19 protein-coding genes and 2 tRNA genes are annotated in these 24,398 nt (G+C 65.8%); 1 reads left to right on the plus strand and 20 read right to left on the minus strand.

From position 1 onward, the window contains the following. Positions 1 to 85: 85 nt before the first annotated feature. Positions 86 to 1,729 (plus strand): S8 family serine peptidase, encoded by a 1,644-nt coding sequence (locus VGE27_RS08940; protein WP_331049305.1) that lies wholly within the window; start codon positions 86 to 88, stop codon positions 1,727 to 1,729. An 88-nt stretch (positions 1,730 to 1,817) separates the two neighbouring features. On the opposite strand, the gene VGE27_RS08945 is transcribed toward VGE27_RS08940, so the two are convergent. From VGE27_RS08945 to VGE27_RS09040, 20 genes are all read right to left on the minus strand, one after another. Beyond that, complete coding sequence (locus VGE27_RS08945) at positions 1,818 to 4,403, minus strand: response regulator (protein WP_331049306.1); 2,586 nt, start codon at positions 4,401 to 4,403, stop codon at positions 1,818 to 1,820. Further along, positions 4,400 to 5,497: a chemotaxis-specific protein-glutamate methyltransferase CheB gene (gene cheB / locus VGE27_RS08950; protein ID WP_331049307.1), complete on the minus strand. Its 1,098-nt coding sequence runs from the start codon at positions 5,495 to 5,497 to the stop codon at positions 4,400 to 4,402. Before cheB ends, VGE27_RS08945 begins: the two co-directional genes overlap by 4 nt. Further along, positions 5,494 to 8,010: a hybrid sensor histidine kinase/response regulator gene (locus VGE27_RS08955; protein WP_331049308.1), complete on the minus strand. Its 2,517-nt coding sequence runs from the start codon at positions 8,008 to 8,010 to the stop codon at positions 5,494 to 5,496. The genes cheB and VGE27_RS08955 overlap by 4 nt, the downstream gene beginning before the upstream one ends. Positions 8,011 to 8,012: 2 nt before the next feature. After that, a complete protein-coding gene (locus tag VGE27_RS08960; protein ID WP_331049309.1) occupies positions 8,013 to 9,497 on the minus strand; it encodes a methyl-accepting chemotaxis protein in 1,485 nt (494 codons plus the stop codon). 10 nt (positions 9,498 to 9,507) lie between these two features. Beyond that, positions 9,508 to 10,005: a chemotaxis protein CheW gene (locus VGE27_RS08965; RefSeq protein ID WP_331049310.1), complete on the minus strand. Its 498-nt coding sequence runs from the start codon at positions 10,003 to 10,005 to the stop codon at positions 9,508 to 9,510. Then, positions 10,002 to 11,579 (minus strand): protein-glutamate O-methyltransferase CheR, encoded by a 1,578-nt coding sequence (locus VGE27_RS08970; protein WP_331049311.1) that lies wholly within the window; start codon positions 11,577 to 11,579, stop codon positions 10,002 to 10,004. Before VGE27_RS08970 ends, VGE27_RS08965 begins: the two co-directional genes overlap by 4 nt. Then, positions 11,576 to 12,040: a chemotaxis protein CheW gene (locus VGE27_RS08975; protein ID WP_331049312.1), complete on the minus strand. Its 465-nt coding sequence runs from the start codon at positions 12,038 to 12,040 to the stop codon at positions 11,576 to 11,578. The genes VGE27_RS08970 and VGE27_RS08975 overlap by 4 nt, the downstream gene beginning before the upstream one ends. Positions 12,041 to 12,441: 401 nt before the next feature. Beyond that, a tRNA-Met gene (locus tag VGE27_RS08980) sits at positions 12,442 to 12,515 on the minus strand. Positions 12,516 to 12,598: 83 nt separating this feature from the next. Continuing rightward, positions 12,599 to 12,672: transfer RNA gene (locus tag VGE27_RS08985), tRNA-Met, on the minus strand. Then, entirely contained in the window at positions 12,650 to 13,099 is a 450-nt protein-coding gene (locus VGE27_RS08990; protein WP_331049313.1) for a septum formation initiator family protein, read from the minus strand. The genes VGE27_RS08985 and VGE27_RS08990 overlap by 23 nt, the downstream gene beginning before the upstream one ends. Beyond that, a complete protein-coding gene (gene eno, locus VGE27_RS08995) occupies positions 13,077 to 14,357 on the minus strand; it encodes a phosphopyruvate hydratase (protein WP_331049314.1) in 1,281 nt (426 codons plus the stop codon). Before eno ends, VGE27_RS08990 begins: the two co-directional genes overlap by 23 nt. 12 nt (positions 14,358 to 14,369) lie before the next feature. After that, on the minus strand, positions 14,370 to 15,164 hold the full coding sequence (locus VGE27_RS09000) for a lysophospholipid acyltransferase family protein (protein ID WP_331049315.1): 795 nt from the start codon (positions 15,162 to 15,164) through the stop codon (positions 14,370 to 14,372). 56 nt (positions 15,165 to 15,220) lie between these two features. Continuing rightward, the gene (gene thiL / locus VGE27_RS09005; protein ID WP_331049316.1) at positions 15,221 to 16,222 is read right to left on the minus strand and encodes a thiamine-phosphate kinase; all 1,002 of its coding nucleotides are present in this window, start codon (positions 16,220 to 16,222) and stop codon (positions 15,221 to 15,223) included. Then, the gene (locus tag VGE27_RS09010; protein WP_331049317.1) at positions 16,219 to 17,910 is read right to left on the minus strand and encodes a hypothetical protein; all 1,692 of its coding nucleotides are present in this window, start codon (positions 17,908 to 17,910) and stop codon (positions 16,219 to 16,221) included. The genes thiL and VGE27_RS09010 overlap by 4 nt, the downstream gene beginning before the upstream one ends. 72 nt (positions 17,911 to 17,982) lie before the next feature. Beyond that, positions 17,983 to 19,749 (minus strand): NAD(P)H-hydrate dehydratase, encoded by a 1,767-nt coding sequence (locus VGE27_RS09015; RefSeq protein ID WP_331049318.1) that lies wholly within the window; start codon positions 19,747 to 19,749, stop codon positions 17,983 to 17,985. Beyond that, a complete protein-coding gene (locus VGE27_RS09020) occupies positions 19,718 to 20,101 on the minus strand; it encodes a Minf_1886 family protein (RefSeq protein WP_331049319.1) in 384 nt (127 codons plus the stop codon). The genes VGE27_RS09015 and VGE27_RS09020 overlap by 32 nt, the downstream gene beginning before the upstream one ends. Positions 20,102 to 20,212: 111 nt before the next feature. Then, positions 20,213 to 21,469 carry a serine hydroxymethyltransferase gene (glyA, locus tag VGE27_RS09025; protein ID WP_414653551.1) on the minus strand — a complete coding sequence of 419 codons (1,257 nt, stop codon included), beginning with the start codon at positions 21,467 to 21,469 and terminating at the stop codon, positions 20,213 to 20,215. Positions 21,470 to 21,507: 38 nt separating this feature from the next. Then, entirely contained in the window at positions 21,508 to 21,999 is a 492-nt protein-coding gene (gene rpiB / locus VGE27_RS09030) for a ribose 5-phosphate isomerase B (protein WP_345788000.1), read from the minus strand. Positions 22,000 to 22,016: 17 nt separating this feature from the next. Beyond that, the gene (locus tag VGE27_RS09035; protein ID WP_331049322.1) at positions 22,017 to 23,093 is read right to left on the minus strand and encodes a Glu/Leu/Phe/Val dehydrogenase dimerization domain-containing protein; all 1,077 of its coding nucleotides are present in this window, start codon (positions 23,091 to 23,093) and stop codon (positions 22,017 to 22,019) included. A gap of 19 nt (positions 23,094 to 23,112) precedes the next feature. After that, a complete protein-coding gene (locus tag VGE27_RS09040; protein ID WP_331049323.1) occupies positions 23,113 to 24,297 on the minus strand; it encodes an acyl-CoA dehydrogenase in 1,185 nt (394 codons plus the stop codon). Positions 24,298 to 24,398: the final 101 nt, after the last annotated feature.

The following is a 24,398-nucleotide window of genomic DNA, read 5'->3' on the forward strand; positions in this document are numbered from 1 at the left end:
GGTCGCGAAGTTCGCGGAGGGACAAACCAACGGCTATCGTGCGGTGTACGCATGGTAGCCGCAATGCTTCCCTGACCCCACTTCGATGTCCCGTGCGATCGCTCTCTCGCTCATTCTGAGCGCGACTCTTGGTGCCTGCGCGCGGGCTGGTGCGCCTCCGGCTCAGCAGCCCGCTCCAAGTGGACAGCCCACCCAGCCGGTGGTGCAGCCGCCGATGACCGTCACGCCCGCTCCGCCGCCGGCCGCCGCGCCCGATAGTGCCCGCGCGGACTGGCATCGCCTCGATGCGGAAACGGACGGTGTGATCGGCGTGGGATCCGAACGCGCCCTGCGTGAACTGCTGGCCGGCCGTGCGCCGCAGCGCAGTGTCGTGGTGGCGGTGATCGATGGTGGCGTGGACACCGTGCATCGCTACCTCGCTCCGTCCCTCTGGAAGAATCCCAAAGAGGTGGCTGGCAATGGCCGGGATGACGACAACAACGGATTTGTCGACGACGTGTTCGGCTGGAATTTCTCCGTCATGACGAACGGCGAATCAGTGCATCACGACACCTTCGAAGTCACACGCCTCTATGCCGCGTGTGGTGGCCAGGCCGCGGGTGCAGGCATCCCCAAGCCGGCGCAGCCTCGTTGTGATTCCGTGCGCACCGCCTATCGCGAACAGGTCGAGAAGGTCACCGGCACACTCGGCCAGATCCGCAACATCGAGCGCACGCTGTCGCAGGTGAACGACATCCTTCGTCAGGCCATCCCCGGTGAAATCACGCGCGCACGCGTCGAGACGTTCAAGCCCACCAACGCCATGCAGGAGCAGGCGCGGGGCATCTGGCTGCAGCTCGCCGAAAACGGGCTTGACGCGGCCGCCATCGCGGAGGCCAAGGAGGCCTACGAGTCGCAGGCGCGCTACGGGCTCGACACCCTGTTTGCACCGCACGCCACCGCACCCAGCGCCGGTGCGCGCGACATCATGGGTCCTGACGCGAAGCACGGCTCACATGTCGCCGGCATCATCGGCGCGGTGCGTGGCGCGGGCAATCCAGTGCAAGGCATCGCGCCCAATGTGCGCCTGATGGGTGTGCGCGCAGTACCCGATGGCGACGAGCGCGATCCGGACATCGCCCGCGCCGTGCGTTATGCCGTGGACAACGGCGCCCAGATCATCAACATGAGCTTCGGCAAGGCGTGGTCGCCGCAAAAGGCCACGGTCGACAGCGCCATGCGCTACGCAGCCAGCAAGGGCGTGCTGCTCGTGCACGCGGCAGGCAACGATGCAGAGAACAACGATGTGAGCCCCTCGTTCCCCACGAGTGTCACCGTGGACGGCGCGCGAGTGGAGACGTGGATCGAAGTGGGCGCAAGTTCATGGAAGGGCAAGGACAAGCTGGCAGCCGGCTTCTCCAACTACGGCAAGGCCCGCGTCGATCTGTTCGCCCCCGGTGAGGACATTCTCTCCACCGTACCGGGTGGTGGCGTGAAGCGCGAGAGCGGCACCAGCATGGCCGCACCGGTGGTGTCCGGCGTGGCCGCGTTGCTGATGGCCTACTTCCCCAATCTCACCGCCACGCAGGTCAAGGAAATCCTGCTGCAATCGGTGCGAAAGTTTCCCGGCCAGCAGGTCGACAAGCCGGGTGGTGAAGGCCAGCGGGTGGCGTTCGACGCCTTGTCCGCCACCGGTGGCATTGTCGACGCCTACGCGGCGGTGAAGCTCGCACTACAGCGCATCCAGTAGCCGCGTCCCGTCAGTTCGGCACCATGCAAACGCCCCGCCGCGCCCGGTTTCCGGAGACGCGGCGGGGCGTTGGTGTTTGTGTACTCGACTACTGCGGCGCGTCGAGAACTTCGCGCACTTTCCGCGACAGGGTCTCCGCCGAGAACGGCTTCTGCAGGAATGCCGCATTGCCGGTGAACAGCCCCGACTCAATCACGCCGGGGTCCACATGGCCGGACAGGTGCAACACCTTGAGCTCGGGTCGAATCGCGGTGAGCTCACGGGCCAACGCGCCACCACCCATGCGCGGCATCGTCACGTCACTCACCAGCAGGTCGATGTGTCCTACATGGGCCGTGCCGATGGCCAACGCCTGCTCACCGTTGCTGGCTTCGAGCACCGTGTAGCCGAAGCTGCGCAACAGTCGTGCGGCGATGTGCCGCACGCCGTCTTCATCTTCGGCCAGCAGAATGGTCTCCGCCCCGCCGGTCGGTGCGATGACCCGACCCGCCACCGGTGTCTGCACCACTTCGGCATGCTGCGCCCGCGGCAGATACACCTTGAACGTGGAACCGCGTCCGAGCTCGCTGTACACGCCGATCGTGCCACGACTCTGCGTCACGATACCGTACACCGTGGCCAGACCGAGTCCCGTACCGCGATCCGGCCCCTTCGTGGTGAAGAATGGTTCGAAGATCCGCGCCTGCGTTTCCCGATCCATGCCACTACCGGTATCCGACACCGAGATCACAGCGTGAGGCCCGAGCGACGCGCCCTCGTGCTGCGCAGCAAAGATCGCGTCGATGTCTTCGTTGCTCGTCTTGATCGACAGGGTGCCACCGGTGGCCATCGCGTCGCGGGCGTTCACGGCGAGGTTCATCACCACCTGCTCGATCTGCCCCGGGTCGGCGAGCACAGGATGCAGTGTCTCGTCCAGCAGCACCTGCAGTGACACATCATCACCCAGGACGCGCCGCAACATGCGCTCGATGTCCACCACGGTGTCGTTGAGACTCAGCACCTTCGGCGCCAGCACCTGCCGTCGGCTGAATGCGAGCAGCTGACGTGTGAGACTCGCCGCGCGCGTGGCCGCACTGTCGACCTGCGCCAGATCGTGCTTGAGCGTGTCGTCGTCGGGCAATGCCGCCGCCACAAACTGATTGTGAGCGAGAATGACGGTGAGCAGGTTGTTGAAATCGTGTGCGATACCACCAGCCAGGCGGCCCACCGACTCCATGCGCTGACTTTGCTGCAACGCATGATCAGCCCGGCGTCGGTCGATGGCCGAGCCAAGGATGTGCGCGACCGACTGCAGGAAGTGAATATCGTCCTGCCCAAACGCACGGCTGTCAGTGGCCCCCACTTCGAGTACGCCGTATGGCCGGCCGTGCAGCGGGACGATCACGGCGGCAGCGGAAAGCAGCTTGTTCGCTTCCGCATCGGCGCCGATTTCGAAACGCGTTTCCGTAGTGGCGTTCACAAGAATCGTCGGCGCGTTCTGCTGCAGTGTGTAGCCGGCCAGTGAATGTGGTCCCGTGCTCATCGCGATCGCCTTCGCGTCACGTGGATAGCCCACGCTCGCGCGCGCCTCGATGCGCTTGCCGTTGCCCGTGAGCTCGAGCACCTGAGCCATCGGCACATCGAGCGTTTCCGCGACCATGAACACGGCTGCGTCGAACAAGGCTTCGAGGTCGGACATCTCCACAGCCGCCTGCCCGAGTGCCGCCACAGCAGCCTGCTGCTGGAAACGCACACGCAAAATGCGCTCGGCCTCACGGCGCTGCGTGACGTCACGCGCGATGGCAAAGACCACATCGTCATCGGGCGACGGAATGGCGCGCCATTCGAGCCACCGATAGCTGCCGTCGCGGCAGCGATACCGGTTCTCGAACTGCATGGTACCGCGCCCTTCACCCGGCTGGAACAACGACGCCTGGCCGGCATCACGATCATCGGGGTGTACGAAGTCGATGTACGGCCGCGCCTTGAGTTCTGCATCGGACCAGCCGAGCAAATGCTCCCACGCCGGATTGAGACGCGAGAAGTAGCCGTCCGTGCCCGCGAGGCAGATCAAGTCGGTGGACAGCTCGAAGAAGCGCTCGATATCGGTCTCGAGCACACCGGCGTAGCGCGCCAGTTCCGCACGGGCACTCTCGAGCTCCGCTTCGCGCTGCCGCAGGCTGTGATTCTGCCGCACCGCGTCTTCGAACGTCGAGATGAGCAGGTCCAGGATCTGCTCGCGCTCAGAGCTGATCGTGAACTCCCGGCCCATGAAGTACACCTGCAGCCCCACATGTACCGCGCCGCGTCGACGTGCGCGTCGCGTGTCCAGCAGCCACATGATGCGCTCCAGCAAGTGCGCACCGTCATAGGGCTTGGTGAAGAAGTTGTCAGCCCCGCACTCGAGCCCCTTGATGATGTCCATGGGATCCGAGAGGCTGGTGAGCAGCACCACCGGCGTGCGGTAGTGCGGACTCGCCTTGATCCGGCGACACAGCTCGTATCCGTCCACCGCTCCAGGCATCACGATGTCGCTGACCACGACATCGAACCGGCGTTGGGTGGAGGCGAGCAGCTCGAGGGCGGCTTCACCGCTCACGGCCACGGTGACATCGTGCCCTGCGGACTCCAGCAGGTGCCGGAGAATCTCCGCTTGGGTGGGGCTGTCTTCGACAGCGAGGATGTGGTGACTCATTGCGGGCGGGGTTCCTTCAACGTCATGAGCATGGAGGCAATGTCATCGAGCGGGAGCACGACATCCACCGTGCCCGCTGCAACTGCCTCACGTGGCATTCCATACACGACCGACGTGGCTTCATCCTGCGCGATCACGAAGCCACGAGCCGCACGCACCATTCGAAGGCCACTGACTCCATCACTACCCATGCCGGTGAGGATGACAGCCACCACACCGGCTCCGTGTGCACGTGCTGCGGAGTCGAACAGCGAGGTCGCCGACGGGCGAAATCCGCCGATCGTCGGAGATGTGTCCACGAACATCGTTCCATCGGCCTGCAGGCCGAACTGCGTGTCGTCCGGAGCCACGTACACCGCGCCCCCGGATGGACGTTCCCCGTGCTGCGCCACGCGCACGGAGAGGGGACATACGGTCCCCAACCAGTCGACGAATCCCGAACCGAACCCGAGTGCGATGTGCTGCACCACGAGAATCGGGATGGGATAGTCGGCCGGCAGCGCGCGCAGAATGCGCGCGATGGCGGCGGGCCCACCCGTGCTGGCGGCAATCGCCACCACACGCGCGGGACTACGAGGTCCACGTACCGGTAATCGGCGCGATACACCGGCATCCGGCGGCGCGGGAATGGCGCGTTGCACACCACTGGCCCGCGCAAATCCCGGTGCACGACGCACCACCTTCACCTGTGACAGCGCCTTCACCATCGTCACCAGGTGACTTTGCCGAGCATCAAAGTCGTCGGACGAGGGATCATCCGGCTTCCGCACCAACAGCAGCGCCCCACCCAACACAGCTTCGAGCGACATGCTGACATCGTCAGCCGTGCTGCTGGACGACACGATGATGATGGGCGTTGGGTGGCGACTCATGATTTCACGCGTCGCCTCCAGGCCATCCATCACCGGCATGTGCACATCCATCATGATGAGGTCGGGATCGAGCGCCAATGCCATCGACACCGCTTCTGCCCCCGTGCGGGCCTCACCCACCACTGTGATGGCCGGATCGCTCTCGAGAATGCCCCGCAGCAAGTCGCGCAGCGTGGCAGAGTCTTCGGCGATCAACACGCGCACCACGTCAGACGTGCTCATGCCAGCAGCTCCGCCACGACCTGGAGGAGCCCACGCTGATCAAACGTCGACTTGCCGAGGTAGGCGTCGGCACCCACATCGAGCCCACGGGCGCGGTGCTCGGGTGATTCAAGTGCCGTCACGAGCACCACCGGCAGGTCGCGGAAGCGTTTCGACTTGCGGATGGCCTCGCACAGACCGAAGCCGTCCATGCGCGGCATCTCGATATCGCTGACCACCAGATCCGGCGCAAACTCCTGCACGCTGCGCCAACCGTCCGCACCGTCCACTGCGGTGAGAACTTCGTAGCCCGCCGCCTCGAGAATGCCCTGCTCGAGCGCGCGAGTGGTGATGGAGTCGTCCACCACCAGCACCTTGTAGCGACGATCGACCACTGGGGCGTCGGCCTGCTCCGGCAGCCGCGTGCTGACTTCGAGTGCCGCGGCGGCGGCGGCGGCGGCATCAAGCACCAACGCGATGGTACCCGAGCCGAGAATGGCTGCCCCACTCAGCAACGGCGATCGCCGTTCGCCATCGGACAATGGCTGTAGCAGGATCTCCTCTTCCGACACCAACGCGTCCACCACAAGCCCCACGCGCAGCGCCCCAACTTGCACGAGCGCGATGAGCGCGTGTGAGGCCACGGGCTGCTCGACAATGGGCGGCAGCAGCTGCGCCAACACGGCGAGCGGCAGTGCCACATCGTCCACCATCACCACCTGCCGTCCCTCGATGCGATGCAGTGCCGAGGCCGGCACACGCAACAATCGCTCGATGTCGGCGGTGGGAATGGCAATGACCTGATGCCCCGCGGTAGTCAGCACCGCGCGAATGCTGGCCAGCGTGGGCGGGCACGCGAGCGTGATGGTGGTGCCGCGGCCGGTGGTCCACTTGAGCGACACCGTACCACGCACGCGTTCCAGCGCGGCCCGCACGAGGTCCATGCCCACACCTCGACCGGAAATGTTCGTCGCCGTGGAACGGGTGGATAGATCGCCCGTGAACAGCGCGGTGGCGACGGCTTCGTCGTCGGTGGCGATGAAGCCGCGACTGACCATGCGGGAACGAACCGCTTCGGCATCGATCCCTGCACCATCGTCGGTGACCGTCACGATGACCCGATCGCCGCGCAACGTGGCGGCGACAACGATCAACCCTTCCGGCGATTTCCCCGCCGCCTCGCGTTGCACGACCGTTTCGATGCCATGATCAACGGCATTGCGCACGGTGTGCAGCAACGCTTCGCGCAGGCCATCGAGCACTGCACGATCGGCCTCCACACCACCGCCAACGATCTCCAGTCGCACGCGCTTGGTGTCTCCGGCCACATCGCGCACCACGCGCGGCAACGCCGCACAGGCATCGGCGAAGGGCCGCATGCGCAGTCGGCGCACCTGATCCAGCACATCGTCGGTCAGCGTGTCCAGCGCCCGCAGCTGACGCTGGGTGCGTGTGGTCAGTCGTTCGGTGCGGATGGCGAACTCGCGCAGTTGCTCCTCGGTGCGCTGGATGGAGCGCAAGGCGTCTGGCGTGTCCGCCAGTTGACCGAGTGCGAGTCGCAGGCGGCGCGTGGTATGCTTCCATTCCACCGCAGAGCGCGCGGCCAGTGTGCGTAGCGATTCGAGATCCTCGGCATGTTCACTGGCGTCACGCCGTGCACCCAGCAGCTGGCCAGCAGTAGCCAGCAACAGATCCAGTCGGTCCGCGCTGATGCGCACGGGCGCCTCGGCCGTCCGCACCGCCGGCACGGGCGCGCTGGGCGTATCAGTGGAACGCAACGCAGTGGCCGGTATAGACGGCGTAACCGATGCGCCGGCAAGCGCCCATTCACCAACGGGGCTCGCTGCAGTCGCCGCCTTGGCAGGTTCCGTACGTGCGCCCATGGGAGTCGCCGAATCGGACTCGATCGCGACCGGCTGTCCGGCGCTCGTCTTCGCCTCAACTCCCCCTGGGCGTGTACTCGAGGGCGCCGCTTCCTGGAGCTGGGAAGGTTGCACTCCAGGATTCGTCGGAGCGGTCGGCGTTGCTGATGCCGAAGTCGATGCCGAAGTCGATGCCGAAGTCGATGCCGAGGCAGGCTCCGGCGCGCTGGTCCCCGGTCGCAGCGACTGAGGGCGCGCGGTCCGGCTGCGTGCGGTGAAATGCCCCACACCCGGATCGAAGCCGATGAACCAGGCATGCAGCGACATGTCACGCGTCAGTTCACGCCCGGCGCGCAGCCGCACCGCTGCCTCATTCAACGCATCCGCGGCCGCAAAAAGTGCCGAGAACTGCGGCGCGCCCAGGGTCGCCGACCCATCACGCACACGCGCCAGGAAGGCTTCCAGGGCATGACACGCATGCTCCACCATGGTCACCGATGCAGCGCGCGCCGCGCCCTTCACCGTGTGTGCCACACGAAACAGGGCGCGGATCTGATCCGCGTCGGTCGGCTGCTGCTCGAGCGCGAGCAGCGCCGTATTCATCTCGACGACCTGCTCCTCGAGCTCACCGATGAAGGTAGCCCGCAGTCGGGCAGCGAGGCCGTCAGGCACCGTCACGCGCGTGTCGCCGTGTGATGGCGCATCGTCGCACCGGTCAGTTCCAGTAGGCGACCACCGAACTGATTCAGGTCCTGCGCCGCACGTTCGGCCTGTTTGGTGGCGGCCAGATTCTGTTGCGTGGCCTGATGGATGTTGCCCATCGCCTCGCGGATCTGGCTCATGCCCAAGGCCTGCTGACCGGCCGACGCCATGATCTGTGCGGCGACCTGCGACGCGTCGGCCACGGCGTCGGCGAGGGTGCGAATCGTCTCGCCAGCGTCGCGCACCTGTCGATCCATCACCGCCACTTGTTTGGTGCCCTGTTCGGTGACCATGACCGCGGCGTTGGTGGCCCGCTGAATCTCGCCAAGAATCTGGCGCACCTGTACGGTGGCCTTCTTGGACTGCTGCGCGAGGTTCTTCACTTCGGTTGCCACCACGGCGAACCCGCGTCCGTGCTCGCCAGCGCGCGCCGCTTCAACCGCCGCATTCAACGCGAGCAGGTTGGTCTGTTCGGCAATGTCGTTCACGCTGGCGATGATCTCCCCGATCGCCTGCGCCTGTTCGGCCAGTGAGATGATGCTGGTAGCGGTGGCTTCCACCTGCTCTCGCACCGCGGCCATGCCTTCGACGGATGCCTCCACCGCTCGCAATCCCGACTTGCCGATTTCCGCCGTGCGCCGCACTGAATCGGCGACCACGCGCGCGCGATCGGCCGCCTGCTCTGCGGTCTGTGTGACTTCCTCCACGGTGCTGACGGTCTCCGTCACCGCCGCCGACGACTCGTTGGAACCGGAGGCCTGTTGTGTGGTGGCGGCCAGGATCTCCGCCGCACTCGAGGCCAACACCACCGACGTTTCGCGCAGCGGACCACTCACCGCGTTGTTGAGCAGTATCGCCGCCACGACACCGATCACCAGCGACAACAGGCCGCTGATCGCGATGAGCAGCTGCATGCGCCGCGAGGTCGCGATGCTGTCAGCAGAAATCTGGTCGGTGCGCCGCTGCACCATCCCGATCCCCGTGATGATGGTGGCGCCGATCGAATCAGCCTGCGGGCCCACGGTGGCGCTGAACAGACGCACGGCCTCATCATGACGGCCCGTCCGCGCGAGTTCTCCCACTTCACGCGCGCGCGCGCGCCACTCGTCGAGATCACGAATCACTTCGACCCAGAGCGCCTGTTCCTGCGGCTCCATCACCGACGAGTCGCGAAGGCCCACCGCATGCGCGCGGACGGCTGTCACCAAACTGTCGGCGGAGGTGATCAGCCCCGCGTCAAACTGCACGAGCAGTCGCAGGTAGTCGACACGTGCCCGCCGCCAATCCGACTGGGCGAGTGCGGCCGGCACCAGGCGATGGCGCACCGTGCCAAGCGCCAACTCACTCGCCGTCGAACTCCGCCGCAGCGCAAAGCTGGCGAGTGCCCCGCCCACCAGCATCAGCACCAGCACCAGTGCGAATCCGACGCCGATCCTTCGACTCACCGTCCATTTCATGGAGTCCTCCTCAGGGGTCCAGGTCGAGCAGGCGCTCGGCCGACAGTACGGCAATCGCATCATGCGTCACACCGACAATCAGCTCCGTGCGTCGCACGGTACCGACGGCCGGCGCATCCAGTTGCTGCACATCGATCGGTCGCATCTCCAGCACATCATCCACCAGCAAACCCAGCGTGCTGGTCGCTCCCTCGATAACCAACACGCGTGCCAGATCGTTGAGCGCTGTCATGGGCAACCCCAGGCGTGCACGCACATCGATGAGACGCAGCAGGCTCCCCCGCCACAGGGTCAGTCCGACAATGGGGGCGACCGCACCGGGAAACGGCACACGCTGCGTGAGCATCACCACCTCGCGCAGGGCCATGGCCGGTACGGCATAGCGTTCACCGGCCAGCAGGAACACCAGCATCTCTGCATGGGCGACCGCCTCGACCTCGACAGGCTGCGCCAGTTGCGCGGCCCGTTCGAGCAGGATGGCCCGGTCGGCGTCGCCGGATGTCCTCATGCGGCCTCGTGCAGCAGTGACAGGTGTTCGCGCACCACACGCTGCAACGTCTCGGGGCGCTCGCCGTCGGCAGCGCGCACCGGTTCATCGGCAGGGTGTGCATCCAACAAGCGCGCGGCACGGCGAAAGGCATGACGCGCCCGAGCATGGTCACCCATGCCAAGCAACGCCCGACCCACCAGCAGGTGACCGACGATCAGCGTGCGATCGAGATAGAGTGCCGCGCGCGCCGCCGTCGCGGCTTCCTGCGGATGTTTCGCGTCGAGCAGGAACATCGCCTGCAGGCAATAGAGCTCGGTGCATTCGCGATGATCGCCGATCATGACATCACACCACCGCGCGGCGTCATCGAGCAACCCGCGATTGGCGAGCGTGCGCACCAGCACCACCGCCGCCCGCGCGTCGTGGCCCTGCTTCACGATCCGCTGCGCCGCGAGATGGGCCGTAGCGTAGTCCGCGGCGAGGTACGCCGCTTCCATGGCATCGACATCGCTGGCCGACGTGGCGTCGGGCGACAGCGGGTCGCTTGATCGAGTCACGTCGTCGATCGAGCGCGGCACCCACGGCTGCGCGTTTGCCTGTGATGCAGACTGGGGAAGATGCCACTCGTGCGCAGCGTCCCGAGACCCTTCCGACGGTGACGGGGTGGGAGTAAACGTCAGGGGCGCCACAACCCGTTCGCAGTTTCGCCACAATGCCGACGCCGTCGACTCTGAAGAGGACGCACCGTTGCGTGGACGGCGGCGCAGCACCACACCGGCCGATGTCACTTCCGGTTCGCAGGCCGTTGACGGCGGTGGCAACGGATCGGCAACGCCCAGCACCAGATAGCCGTCGTCAGACAACGCATCGAGCAACCGCGCGATGACCTGCTGCGCTTCGTCGCGATCGAAGTAGATCAGCACATTGCGGCAGAGGATGATATCCATCCCCCAGGTGCCGCCGGCCAAGGGCGGGTACTCGTCAGCCACGAGATTGAGTGGCGCGAAGGTCACGGCCGAGGCGATGTCGGGATGCAGCACCCACTCCACGCCATCGCGCGCGAAGTACTGCTCCACGACCTCGGCCGACAGACCCCGCAGCGACCACTGGCTGTACCGGGCGCGCACCGCGCGTGCCAGCGCCGGACGGGAGATGTCGGTGCCGAGAATGGACGGCGTCGGCAGAATGCCCATCTCGCTGGTGAGCATGGCCAGCGTATAGGCCTCCTCACCCGTGGCACATCCGGCACTCCACAGGTGCAGCCGATGTCCCGCTGGCCTGATCGCGCGAAGCTGCGGCACCAGCGTGTCGCGAATCAGATCGAGCTGCGCGGCGTCCCGCTGGAAGTACGTTTCTCCGACGGTGATGCGCGCGACGAGTGCGTTCAGCAACGTCGCGTCCGTTTCCAGGCGCTGCAACAGCCGCGCAACGGATGGCAGCCGAGCCGCGGCCATCGTGTCCCCGACCCCGCGTTCCAGTAACGACCATCGCGCATCGGAGAACACCAGGCCGGTGCGTTCTCGCACGAGCTGGGCGATGAGCTGCATCGCCACCGACGTCGCGTGGCCCTTGCCGCTCGCGCTGGTGCTCACAGCCCGGCGAGTGCGGCGTCGAGACGCCGTCCTTGTTCCACGGTGAGAAACGCGTCGAGGTCGTACACGATCATGACCCCATCGGCGGTGCGTGCGATGCCGGCGACCGCATCGGCTTCGAGCTCCGGCTCTGGTGCGGCGATGGCTTCTTGAGAGAGCGTGATGATATCCCTTACCTGATCCACACGCAGAGCCACGCGACGCGACGCGGATTCCGTCAGCACGAGAAACTGATCGACGCTGACCGGCGATGCTGGCAAACGCAGGCGTTCGCGGATGTCGAGGACAGGCACGACCTCACCGCGGACATTGATCACACCTTCCAGCAAGGCATGCCCGGATGGGACTGGTGAGATGTAGACCGCGCGCAGGACCTCACGCACCGCCGACGACACCAGCCCGAGGGTCACATGTCCGACATCAATGATCAAGAATGACTGAACTGCGATTGGCAGGAGCACGGCGACCGGGTGGGATAGCGGTGAACGACTCCAGAACCGTCAGCGCGCGGAGCTAACCTGACAACTGAGTGCACAATGCGCAAGTCTTTTTGTGCCTGTGCGTTGGAACGTTTGCACCTGCACACCGGAAGCACTGTCAAGGTACGCGACACTTGTCGCGGAACGCAGTGTGCGACGTGTCGCGCGTTGCACGGTGCGTGGCGCACTCATGCGATGTTCGACAGGCTCAACCGATTGAGTTTGTCGTGTTTCTGAGTGGCGCACCGCACCACGTCGTCACAATGCCGCTACGTCGCCCAACGACATGCGGATCTCACAAGACTGTCAGTTCGCCGCACCGCATGGCATGAACAGAAAACCCCGACAAACGCATCGCGCTTGTCGGGGTGGTCTGCACATAATAGCTGGGGAGAGACTCGAACTCTCGACCTCACGATTATGAGTCGTGCGCTCTAACCGGCTGAGCTACCCAGCCCCAGCACTTGCACCGCGCCTGTCGCACACACGGTGTACCGGGACACAAACGGCCGGCCCTTTCGGACCGGCCGTTTGCACACATGGCGGGGGCGGGATTTGAACCCGCGACCTTCGGGTTATGAGCCCGACGAGCTACCAGGCTGCTCCACCCCGCGGCAGTCTTGGGATATTAGCTACCGAACTCCCGGAGTCAACCCCGGCAGACTCATCTGAACGCTCATCTGTCTGCGGTGCCGGCACGGAATCCGATCGCGCGCCGTTGAAGCGATACAGAATTTCCTTGTCGCCGCGCACCATGCCGTACTCCTCACGCGCCAAACGCTCGAGACGCGCCGGGTCGGTCGCCACCGCCTTGAGTTCCGCGCGCAACACCGCGACGGAATCACGGAGATCCTGTAGATCGTTCTCCAGATCGGATCGTTTGTCGCGCTGCGTGAAGAGATCCGACGAACCGTACTCGCCGCCTTCCACCGCAAACGCCAGCACGGCCAGAATGCCGGCGCCCCATACGAGGCGCCGCACCCAGACCGTCTGCCACAGCGCGGAGAACGCGCTGCCCTTAGATGCCGAAGATCGCGCCACCCGGATACTCGGCGTAGCCTTCCAACTGCTCCTCGATGCGCAGGAGCTGGTTGTACTTCGCGACACGATCGCTGCGCGACGGGGCGCCCGTCTTGATCTGCCCCGCCTGCGTCGCCACGGCGAGATCGGCGATGAACGTGTCTTCCGTTTCGCCGCTGCGATGCGAGATGATCGAGTTGTAGCCGGCCGACTTCGCCAGCTCGATCGCTTCCAGCGTCTCGGTCAGTGTACCGATCTGGTTCACCTTGATCAGAATCGCGTTCGCGACATCGTTCTCGATACCCTTGGCGAGGATCTCGCTGTTCGTGCAGAACAGGTCGTCGCCCACCAGCTGGCAACGGTCGCCCAACTTTTCGGTCAGCAACTTCCAGCCATCCCAGTCGTTTTCGGCCATGCCGTCTTCGATCGACACGATGGGATACTGCTCGAGCCAGCCCGCGTACATCTCGGTCATGTCCTTCGGGCTACGCGACGCGGCGCCGCTCTTCTTGAAGTGGTACTGGCCGTTCTGGAACAGCTCACTGGCCGCCACGTCGAGTGCCAGCGCGATATCCTGCCCCGGGCGGAAGCCCGCCGCTTCGATGGCTTCGATGATGACTTTGAGCGCTTCTTCGTCGCTCGCCAGGTTCGGCGCAAAGCCGCCTTCATCGCCCACGCCCGTCGACAGCTTGCGACCCACCAGCACCTTCTTGAGCTGGTGGAACACCTGCGTGCCCATGCGCAGTCCGTCGGCGAACGACTCCGCGCCCACCGGGATGATCATGAACTCCTGAAAGTCCACCGTGTTGGTCGCGTGCGCGCCGCCGTTGAGGATGTTCATCATCGGCACCGGCAGCGTGCGGGCCATCGGTCCACCCAGGTAGCGATACAGCGGCAGCCCCACCTCGAGCGCCGCCGCGCGCGCCACGGCCATCGACACACCGAGCATCGCATTCGCGCCCAGACGACCCTTGTTCTCGGTGCCGTCGAGATCCATCAGCGCACGATCCACCGCGATCTGATCGGTGGCGTCCATACCTTCGAGCGCTTCCGCGATCTCGGTATTCACATTGTTCACGGCATTGAGCACGCCCTTGCCGAGGTAGCGCGACGGATCGCCGTCACGCAGTTCGACCGCTTCCCGCTCGCCCGTGCTCGCTCCGCTTGGCACCGCTGCGCGGCCCGCCGCACCGGTTTCGAGAATGACATCGACTTCGACCGTGGGGTTGCCCCGGGAGTCAAGAATTTCACGTGCGGAAACGGCAACAATGGGAGCCATGATATCTGGGAGTTAGGAGTTTTGGGTACGGAGCGAATCGACCGGGGCGGCAGCGGGACGTGCTTCGCGTGAGACGAGTGCGGGATTCACCCCGTACTCGGTGCGCAGGCATTCCGCCATGCGCTCACGCACGCGCTCGCCCAGCGCGTCGCGATCATCGTAGGTCAGACCGTCCGTGGGGATCGGGTCGAGCAGGTGCACATGCACGGTGCCGGGTGATGCACGGAACTCGCCGCGCGGATTCACCTCGATCGTACCGTGAATCACCACCGGCACGATGGGCGCACCGGAGCCGATGGCCAATACAAACGGCCCCTTCTTGAACGGACGCAGGGCATAGGCTTCGCCACGCGTGCCCTCAGGGTACACCAGCACCGACCGGCCATCGCGAATCTTCCGCGCGGCATCTTCATAGGCGCCAAACGCCGCCTTCCGATTTTCCCGATCGATGTAGATCACGCCAGCACCACGCGCCGCAGGCCCGAAGAGAGGAATTTTTTCCAGCTCCCGTTTGGCCACAAACCCATAGTGCGGCAGCACGTTGATCATGGACGGGATATCGAACCAGCTGACGTGGTTGGCGATGTAGACCCGCGGGCTCAAGTCAGTAGGCACGCCAGGGGCGCGGTGCAGCACGACTTTCACACCAGCGGCCTTCAGCAACCACCAGGCCCACCAGCGGGGGCACTTCTCGTAGATGCTGTTGGGCCCCTGCGGCACGCCGATCAGTTGGGAAATCAGCACGATCGAGCCGAATATGAGCGTGCCGAGCAGCAACGCGATCGTGGTCAGGGCAGTCCGGAACATGGCCCCGAAAAGTCACCCATCGCGGCGATCATTTCAACGACGTTTGCCTCACGACATCAACCATCATCGCGAAAATGATCGTGTCCGGGTGCCATGTCCCGTACCCGGAGCGGCACGACGTCAGGCTCGCCCGCGGCGGGCTCCACGGTACCGATCACGGTGAGTGCCAGGTCGGTCAGCCCGGCCCACCGCGCGCGCAACGGCTCGTACGCAGACGGGGCGATCGTGGCCAGCAGTTCGTACTCTTCCCCGCTCCGGAGCGCCTGTTCGGCGCCAATGCCGTCTCCGAGCGGCAAGCGCTCGACATCGATGGCCAGCGTGACGCCACTCGCCGCCTCGATGTGCCGCGCGTCTGCGGCCAGTCCGTCGGAGATATCGAGCATCGCCGTGGCCCCCGACGCGGCCAGCAACGCACCTTCGGTCAGGCGGGGTGACGGATGCATGAATCGTTCACGCGCCCAGCCACTGGGCACTCCGCCGGATTCCCACGCAGCAAGGGCTGCCCCGGGACCGCCAAGCAGGCCCGTGACCACCACCAGATCTCCCACCTGCGCCCCGGCCCGAGACACCGCCCGCGTCGCGTTGCCGATCACGGTGAGGGTGATACCAAAAGCCGCACCGCGACTGAGATTGCCCCCCACGATGTGCGCACCGGCCCGTCGTACCTGCTGACCGATGCCGTCGGCGACCTCCGCCAGCGAGGCACGCCAGTCCTCCGGCACCACCAGTGCCACCAGCACGTACTCGGCAACCGCTCCCATGGCCGCGAGATCGCTCAGCGCCGCCGCCGCTGCGCGCACGCCCACGTCAAATGGCCGGAGCCATTCCCGACGAAAGTGCACGCCTTCCACGCACGCATCGGTGGACACGACGCGGGTGCCCACGGCCACCGCGCCCAGCACGGCGGCGTCGTCACCGATGTCCGCCGCGAGATCACCCCACCGCGCCATGAGCATGCGGATGGTGTCGAACTCCCGCCCCTCCCCCATGGCCTGATGAGGTCGGGAAGACGCTGCCCGTTCGGTCGACTCGTCGCGATTGCCGTCGTTCTGATTCATGGCAGCAGTCCATCACCGGTGCGCCGCAAACGCAAGAGGCCACGAGGCGTACCGATCCAGAACCAGTCGCGACTGGCTACCATGTCGAGGGCCGGCCCATCGAGATCAGGACCCGTGCGCAGCCATCGTACCGCGCCTCCTGCCCGCGCCTGCAGCAACACCCCGTCGCGGCCCGCGATCCAAAGAGCCCGATCATCGATGCCCGCGCGAATGACCTGTCCGAGCTGCGGCACCTGCAGGGCGTCGACGCGGGTTGGTGCCTGCCCACTGCGCGGCGCGATTTGCAGCACCGCGTCGTCGGTGACGGCGAGCAGCACCGAGTCACTCCACGCCAGCGCCCGCACGGGACGCCGCAGCGCAGGATCGTTTCCCGCCGGTCGCAGCAGCGTCCCCTCGTCCATGGGTCGTGCGATGGCCAGCAGTCCGCTCTCGGTGCCCGCCCACAGCGTGTCACCCACCATCTGCAGGGCATACACGGCGACGTTGTCGAGCGCTGCCGCGCCGCGTGCGCTCAAAACGGGACGCTTGCCAACCGACTGACCGGAATCGGGCACGAAGCGGAGCCCACGCAGTGTGCCCACCCACGCCCCATTGTCGCGCGGGGCAATGCTGTACACGCGCTGATCGGGCAGTCCGTCGAGGGTCGACCAGGCCTGCACCTCATTGGCCCCATCGAGGTTCATGCGCACCACGCCGCGCTCCGTGCCGATCCACGCCCGCGCACCCCGCGTGGCCAGTGCATAGGTGCGCACGCCCGCCAGAGGCACCGCGATGGTGCCGTCGAGCCACCGGAAGCGCTGCAGCGTGTTGGCCACGAAGCTGAGACCACCGCGAGCGCTGCCCGGCGCCCCAAAGGCCATCACGTTCGAGCCCGCGGACGACAGCGCGGGCGCGCCAAGGCTGGCGACCCACACGCCGTCGGCGGCAAGCGCGAGCCCACCAACGCCAGTCGCCATCAGGCCATAGGGCAGCGGCGTGGCCTGCAGGAATGTGGGATCAAAGCGAAAGAGCCCTTCACTATCAGTGCCCAGCCACACATCGCTCACACGATCGGGCGACGCGGCGCCGGCCAGCAGGGTGGCCGGACGCAGGGCGCGCTGCGGCATTTGTGTGCGCAGGAAGACCTGCGGTTGGTTTCGCAGCGTCGGGAACTGGCGATAGAGATCGGCGAGTGTGGGCGGAAAGAGCAACGCTGACGCCGGTGGCAGCGACATCACCGGCATCGTGGTTCCCACACGCGAGATGCGGGTGTACTGCCCCGCGCTGCGCACGTACGCATCCCCGTTGCCGCTGCGATCGAAGACGATGGCATCGGGCGTGCCCACCAGCATCGTGCGCTGCAGCTGCTCGGTGTCCGGCCGATACGTGAGCACCGCACCCGGTACGCCGATCCACAGCACGTCTTCGAGTGGATCGCCCACGAGAAACGCGATGGGTTGCGCAAACAGCGCCGCATCGAGGCCCACCTCTCGCGCGAGCGGTGGCAACCAGCGATTGAAGGTGCGGTCATAGACCGCGACCCCCTCGGCGCCGGCCGCGAAGACAAAACGCCTGGAGACCGCAACCGCCGGTACCGACGCGAAGTTGCCGATCTGCACCCGCTCTTCACGACGCCCATACCCGGCGTCGCCCGATGCCCCGCCGGAACCGACCGCGCCGGCGCAGCCCATGACGGCCGCGGCCATCATGGTAAAAAGCGCACCGCGCCGGAGGGGCATCACGAGAACCTTTGCGCGAGGAGCGATGACGGATATGTCACGTCAAAGCGCGGGCAGTTCTGCAAGCACAAACGGCGGCCGCGACGAATCGCCGTGCACGCTGCCATGGCTATCGCGATGCGCTGGCTCCGACGATGCCGCGATTGATCGCCACACCTCGGGCAGCGCGTCGAACAAGTCCGTCAGCGTGGTGCCCCGCACCGCGCCCGCCCGTACCGTCGCCAGCTCCGCTGCGCGGCCATGCACGGTGGCACCGACCACGGCCGCATCCAGCGCACTCACCCCCTGCGCGAGCAGCGTGGCGATGATGCCGCTGAGGCAGTCACCGCTGCCGCCAGTGGCCAACAGTGCCGTACCATGGGGCACCACCAACAGGTGCGGCACGATGGGCGAAGCGACCAACGTGGGTGTCCCCTTGAGCAGCACCGTGACACCGGCCCGCTGTGCGAACTCCTGCAACAGTGCTGCACGCGCTGGCCACGCGGCCGGCAAGGGCTGGCCGGTGAGCCGCGCGAATTCCCCAGGATGCGGCGTACACACCACCGGCACCGCGCCGTCCGCGTCCCGGTGCGATTCGCGCAAGCTGTCCCGCGTCCAGTGCGACAACACCATGGCGGCGTCGATGCCCAGTGACTGCGCCGCATCTGCCGCATGCCACAGGGCATCGGCATCGAGCACCATCGGCCCGCTGCGATGACTGGCAATCACGTGTTGCAACAGCAGGCCGGCGCGGCGCGACCGTCCAAGTCCGGGTCCAACGGCCACCGCATCGACCGCAATATCCGGACGCATCGTGCCCACGGGCGTGAGCGCAAACGATGCCGGCGTGAGATGCGCCGCGCTGTCCAACGCGGGCCACCGGTGCGCCAACGCGGCTTCGCACAGACTCTGCACGGCCGTGACGCTCTGCGTGTCCACCAGCGTGTGCACCACGCCCGCGCCGGCCATCAGTGCTGCACGCGCGGCGTACACCACCGCACCCGCCATGCCCATCTCGCCGCCAGCAACCAACACCCGCCCACGCCGCCCCTTGTGGGCATCCCACGCGATGGGCGGTACGCGCGATGCCACGGACTCGGCATCCAGCCAACGCCATGGCGCCGTCGCAGTCCCGTCATCGTTGATCGCGACGCCGTTCGCATATGCGCCCAGTCCAATATCGAGCAACACGATGCGACCGGCATGTCCACGCTGCATCAGCAGCCCGCGCTTGATGGTGCCGTAACAGGCCGTGCATTGCGCGCGTACCGCCCCTTCGGCGACGTCGCCCGTGGACGCATCGAGACCGGTGGGCACGTCCAATGCCAACACCGTGGCCCCCGCGCGCTGCCGGGCGTGCATCATTCCACAGGCTTCACGCACCACATCGCGCAGCGCGCCCTGCTGCCCGGTACCGAGCAGTCCGTCCACGATCAACGCTTCCGGGCCATGCACGAGCGCATCGAGATCATCGATGATTTCGACGTGGAATCCGGTGCGTGCGTGGACCAGTGCCGATGCACGACGGGCGTCATCGGTGCGTGGGAGACCGATCGCATGGAGTCGCACCCGAACGCCGGCACGCGCGAGTTGGGCCGCGACCACGTAGGCATCACCGCCATTGTTACCGGTGCCAGCCAGTACCACGACGCCTTCAGCGAGGCAGTGGCCAAACTCTCGCAGGATCAGCGACGCTGTGGCCGTTCCGGCCTGCAGCATCAGCGCGAAGGACGGTGTCCCGGCCGCTATCGCCGCCCGGTCACACGCCGCCGCCTGGGCCGACGTGGTGACGAGGCGCTCAGACGTGCGCCGTGCTCCAGGGATACTCACGCTCGAACGACTCGGCGAAGTCGAACACACCGAGGAAGTCGTCACGGGAGTCCTGCGCCTGACTGACGAGCAATCCAAGCTCGACCAGCGTGAATACAATGTCGCCGATGTCACTGGTGGTGCGCACCCCCCAGTGCTCGAGTACGAGACGGGACATCACACCGAAGCGCTGCAGGGCAAGTTCGCGGCAGGCATGGGCGAGTTCGGGACCGCTGATGTGGCGACGCTCCGTGAGTCGGCCCTGGCAATGCTCGAGGGACGACAGCACGAACAGGTACGCGCGTTCGTCGAACCGCTGCTCACGCAGACGGATCTGATCCATGATGCCTTCACGGAACGCCAACTCGGTCACGCCGTCCTGCTCCGGGGATTAGGGTCCAGCCAGAAAAAATACTGATGACAGGGGCGGACGGCCATACGCCCGTGGGACGATGGCCGCCCTGACCAAAACTCACCCCAAATATCAGACGCGCGACGTCGCGCGGTACAACGGAAACTGATCTGCCAGTGCCTTCACGTCACGTTTCACGGCGGCGATCGTCTCCGCATCTTCCGGAGCCGACAACACCCGATCAATGAGCGTGGCAATCTCTCGCATCGCGTCCGCGCCCATGCCCCGCGTCGTCACCGCCGGGGTGCCGATACGGATGCCACTGGTCACGAACGGCGACTGGGTCTCGCGGGGTACCGTGTTCTTGTTGACGGTGATGCCCGCGTTGTCCAACGCCTTCTCGGCCACTTTGCCCGTCAGCCCCTTGCTGCGAAGATCGACCAGCATGAGGTGGTTGTCGGTGCCGCCGGACACGATGTGATATCCACGCTCCACCAGCGCCTGCGCCAGCACCTGCGCGTTCTGCACCACCTGACGGCAGTAATCGGTGAATGCCGGCTGCAGCGCTTCACCGAACGCCACGGCCTTGGCGGCAATCACATGCTCCAACGGGCCACCCTGCATACCCGGGAACGTCGCCTTGTCGATGGCCTTGGCGTGTTCCGCCTTGCACAGAATGATGCCGCCACGCGGGCCACGCAGCGTCTTGTGCGTGGTGCTGGTCACGACATCGGCGAACGGCACGGGTGACGGATACTGCCCCGTGGCCGCAAGCCCCGCGAAGTGCGCCATGTCCACCATGAAGATGGCGCCCACTTCCTTTGCGATGTCGGCAAACGCCTGCCAATCGATGACACGCGAGTACGCACTGTAGCCGGCGATGATCATCTTCGGCTTGTGCGTGCGGGCCTGCGCACGCATGTGCTCGTAGTCGATCAGCCCTTCGTCGGACACCCCGTACGAAACCGCATTGTACAGCAGGCCCGAAAAGTTGACCGGTGATCCATGCGTGAGGTGACCGCCCTGCGACAGATCCATGCCGAGGAACGTGTCGCCCGGCTTGAGGAACGCGAGGAACACCGCCGCGTTGGCCGACGCGCCACTGTGCGCCTGCACGTTGGCATGGTCGGCGCCGAAGAGCTTCTTGAGGCGGTCGATGGCCAGCTGCTCCACCTTGTCCACCACTTCGCAGCCACCGTAGTAGCGCTTGCCCGGCAGGCCTTCGGCGTACTTGTTGGTGAGCGGCGATCCCATCGCTTCCATCACGGCCGGCGACACGAAGTTCTCGCTGGCAATGAGCTCGAGCCCATCACTCTGGCGCTCGACTTCTTCCGTGATCAGGTGCGCGATTTCCGGATCCGCCGCGGTCAGCGCTTCACCCGGTGGCAGGCGATCCCACTGCGACCAGTTGGCGCTGGCTCCTGCACTCATGCACCACTCCCCGGGGCGTCGGCCCCGTGTTCGTTGGTCTGTTCGATCTTGTTCACACGTCCCTGATGACGCCCGCCTTCAAACGGCGTCTCCAGCCATGTGCGCAGGATCGCGATAGCGTCTTCATCGGACACGAACCGCGCCGGCAGCACCAGCACGTTCGCGTCATTGTGCTTGCGGGCGAGGGCCGCGATCTCGGGGCTCCACGAGACGGCCGCGCGCACACCCGGGTACCGGTTCGCCACGTACGACATGCCCAGCCCCGTGCCGCACAGCAGCACGCCACGCTGCGCCGCACCATCGCTCACCTGCTGCGACAGCGGATGCGCATAGTCGGGATAGTCGGTACTCGCTGTGCTGTGCGTGCCGATGTCATCGACGGAATAACCCATCTCCGACAGCACGGTGCGCAGGCGCTCCTTCAGTTCGAAGCCGGCGTGATCGGAAGCGATCGGAATGCGTTCACCCGGATGTGCCACGTCCACCATAGTCGTCGATTCCCGGCTCAGGTTTCCTTGTTGGGATACTGCGGCCACGTCCTCATCATACCGCGCACGGCGTTGATACGCTGCTCTGCCACACGATCCGCGGCTTCGTACGTCGGGATGCGCGTCTCCTTTGCCAGACGGAATACGCTCAGCACCGTCTCGTAGATCTCGTCCGCCTTGCGCAGCGACCGCTCGCGGCTCCAGCCGGTCAGCTCGCTGTACACGTTGATCACGCCACCCGCATTGGCCACATAGTCGGGCGCATACAGGATACCGCGCTTCTCGAGTTCATCGCCATGGCGATTCTCGAGCAGCTGGTTGTTGGCGGCGCCGGCCACGATCTCGACCTGCAACTGCGGAATGGTGTCGTCGTTGATCACACCACCCAGCGCACACGGCGTGAAGATATCGGCCTTCACGCCATAGATCTCGTTGAGCGCCACGGCGCGGGCCCCGCAAACGTCCACCACATGAGCGACACGGCCGGCATCGATATCGGTGACGATCAGTTGCGCCCCCGAGGCATGCAGCTCCTTGGCGAGGTGTGTGCCCACATGCCCCAGCCCCTGCAGGGCGATCGTGCGCCCTTCGAGCGAGTTGCTGCCCCAGCGGGCATGGGCCGAGGCTTCGATGGCCCGGAATACCCCATGCGCCGTCACGCTCGACGGGTCACCCGACTTGGAGCCGATGCCCGCGACATGCGTGGTCTCCATGTGCACGAAGTCCATGTCCTCGACCGTCGTGCCCACATCCTCGGCCGTGACATACCGGCCACCGAGGGAGTCGCAGAAGCGCCCATGGGCGCGGAACAGCATCTCGCGATTCGGCGTCTTGTTGTCGCCGATGATCACGGACTTGCCGCCGCCCAGGTTCAGCCCGGCGACGGCGTTCTTGTACGTCATGCCGCGCGACAGGCGGAGCGCGTCGATGAACGCGTCCTCGTCGGTGGCGTAGTTCCAGAAGCGGGTCCCGCCCAGCGCGGGACCCAACGTCGTGTCGTGAATAGCGATGATACCGCGATAGCCGGACGCCTTGTCATGGCAGAAGACCACCTGCTCATGTCCCATCTCGGCGATGACTTCAAAGTGTTGCATGAGACCCACCTGCGGAGGATCAGTCGGGAAGTGATCCGTCGTTGGCGATGGCAGCAGCCAGCGTTTCACGCGCGATCACGATGCGCTGGATCTCCGAGGTACCCTCGTAGATCTCCGTCACCTTGGCATCACGCATGTAGCGCTCGACGGGATAATCGGTCACGTACCCATAGCCGCCGAAAATCTGCACGGCCTGGGTTGTGACCCACATGGCGGTCTCCGTTGCGAAGAGCTTCGCCATGCTGCTGAAGCGGGTGACCTTCTCACCGCGCTCCTTGGCGGCCGCCGCCGAATGCAACAGCGTGCGGGCAGCCGTGATGCGAGTCGCCATGTCGGCCAGCTTGAACTGGATGGCCTGGAACTCGCCGATATTCTTGCCGAACTGCTTGCGCTCACCCACGTAGCGCGCGCTGGCTTCGAGCGCGGCGCGTGCGATGCCAATGGCCTGCGACGCGATGCCGAGGCGGCCGTGGTCGAGCGAACCCAATGCGTACACGAGCCCGCGACCTTCCTCACCGACAAGGCGATCGGCAGGCACGCGACAGTTGTCGAGCACGATCTGCAGCGTCGGGGATGCGCGCAGACCGAGCTTGTTTTCCTTCTTCGTGAGGTGGAAGCCTGGCAGGTCCGGCGTCAGAATGAACGTCGAGATGCCCTTGCTGCCCTTGCGGTCTCCAGGCTGGTCGGTGCGCGCCATACACAGCAGCACGCCGGCTTCGTTGCCATGCGAGACCCACGCCTTGGTACCATTCAAGACCCATTCATCGCCTTCGCGCACAGCCTGCGTGGCCAACGACGCGGCGTCCGACCCCGCTTCCGGCTCGGACAGGCAGAACGCGCCCAGCAGCTCACCGCGTGCCATCGGCGGGAGGTAGCGCGTGCGCTGCTCCTCCGTACCGAAGTTGAGGATCATCTGCGTGGGCAGCGAATTGTGCACACTGAGGAGCACCGCCGCCGACGAGTCGCCCACCGCGATCTCTTCGAGCGCGAGCAGATAGCTCTGCGCGTCGAGCCCGAGCCCATCGTACTGCTCGGGGATCAGCATGCCGAAGAAGCCCAGCTCCGCCATCTGGTGCACCATGCTGCGATCAAAACGCGATTCGCGATCGCGCTCGGCGGCCATGGGGACCAGCTCGCGCTGCGCATAGTCGCGCGCGAGGCGGCGGATTTCCTGCTGGGTCTCGTTGAAGTTGAGCAGCGACATGTTGAGAGATTCCGGTGTGATGCGATGTGAACGCGCGATGCAGCCGTGTATGACGGGATCGCGATGAGCGCTCGACGAAGGACGAACTCAGTGCGATGAAG

The organism is Gemmatimonas sp., from assembly GCF_036405635.1.
GTDB lineage: Bacteria > Gemmatimonadota > Gemmatimonadetes > Gemmatimonadales > Gemmatimonadaceae > Gemmatimonas.

Bases quoted from the DNA above. Each gene is read 5' to 3' on its own strand.
- VGE27_RS08940 (WP_331049305.1), top strand. From the start codon at position 86: ATGTCCCGTGCGATCGCTCTCTCGCTCATTCTGAGCGCGACTCTTGGT.
- VGE27_RS09035 (WP_331049322.1), bottom strand. From the start codon at position 23,093: ATGCAACACTTTGAAGTCATCGCCGAGATGGGACATGAGCAGGTGGTC.
- VGE27_RS08945 (WP_331049306.1), bottom strand. From the start codon at position 4,403: ATGAGTCACCACATCCTCGCTGTCGAAGACAGCCCCACCCAAGCGGAG.
- VGE27_RS09040 (WP_331049323.1), bottom strand. From the start codon at position 24,297: ATGTCGCTGCTCAACTTCAACGAGACCCAGCAGGAAATCCGCCGCCTC.
- VGE27_RS08965 (WP_331049310.1), bottom strand. From the start codon at position 10,005: ATGAGGACATCCGGCGACGCCGACCGGGCCATCCTGCTCGAACGGGCC.
- cheB (WP_331049307.1), bottom strand. From the start codon at position 5,497: ATGAGCACGTCTGACGTGGTGCGCGTGTTGATCGCCGAAGACTCTGCC.
- thiL (WP_331049316.1), bottom strand. From the start codon at position 16,222: ATGAATCAGAACGACGGCAATCGCGACGAGTCGACCGAACGGGCAGCG.
- VGE27_RS09000 (WP_331049315.1), bottom strand. From the start codon at position 15,164: ATGTTCCGGACTGCCCTGACCACGATCGCGTTGCTGCTCGGCACGCTC.
- VGE27_RS09010 (WP_331049317.1), bottom strand. From the start codon at position 17,910: ATGATGGCCGCGGCCGTCATGGGCTGCGCCGGCGCGGTCGGTTCCGGC.
- VGE27_RS08960 (WP_331049309.1), bottom strand. From the start codon at position 9,497: ATGAAATGGACGGTGAGTCGAAGGATCGGCGTCGGATTCGCACTGGTG.
- rpiB (WP_345788000.1), bottom strand. From the start codon at position 21,999: ATGGTGGACGTGGCACATCCGGGTGAACGCATTCCGATCGCTTCCGAT.
- eno (WP_331049314.1), bottom strand. From the start codon at position 14,357: ATGGCTCCCATTGTTGCCGTTTCCGCACGTGAAATTCTTGACTCCCGG.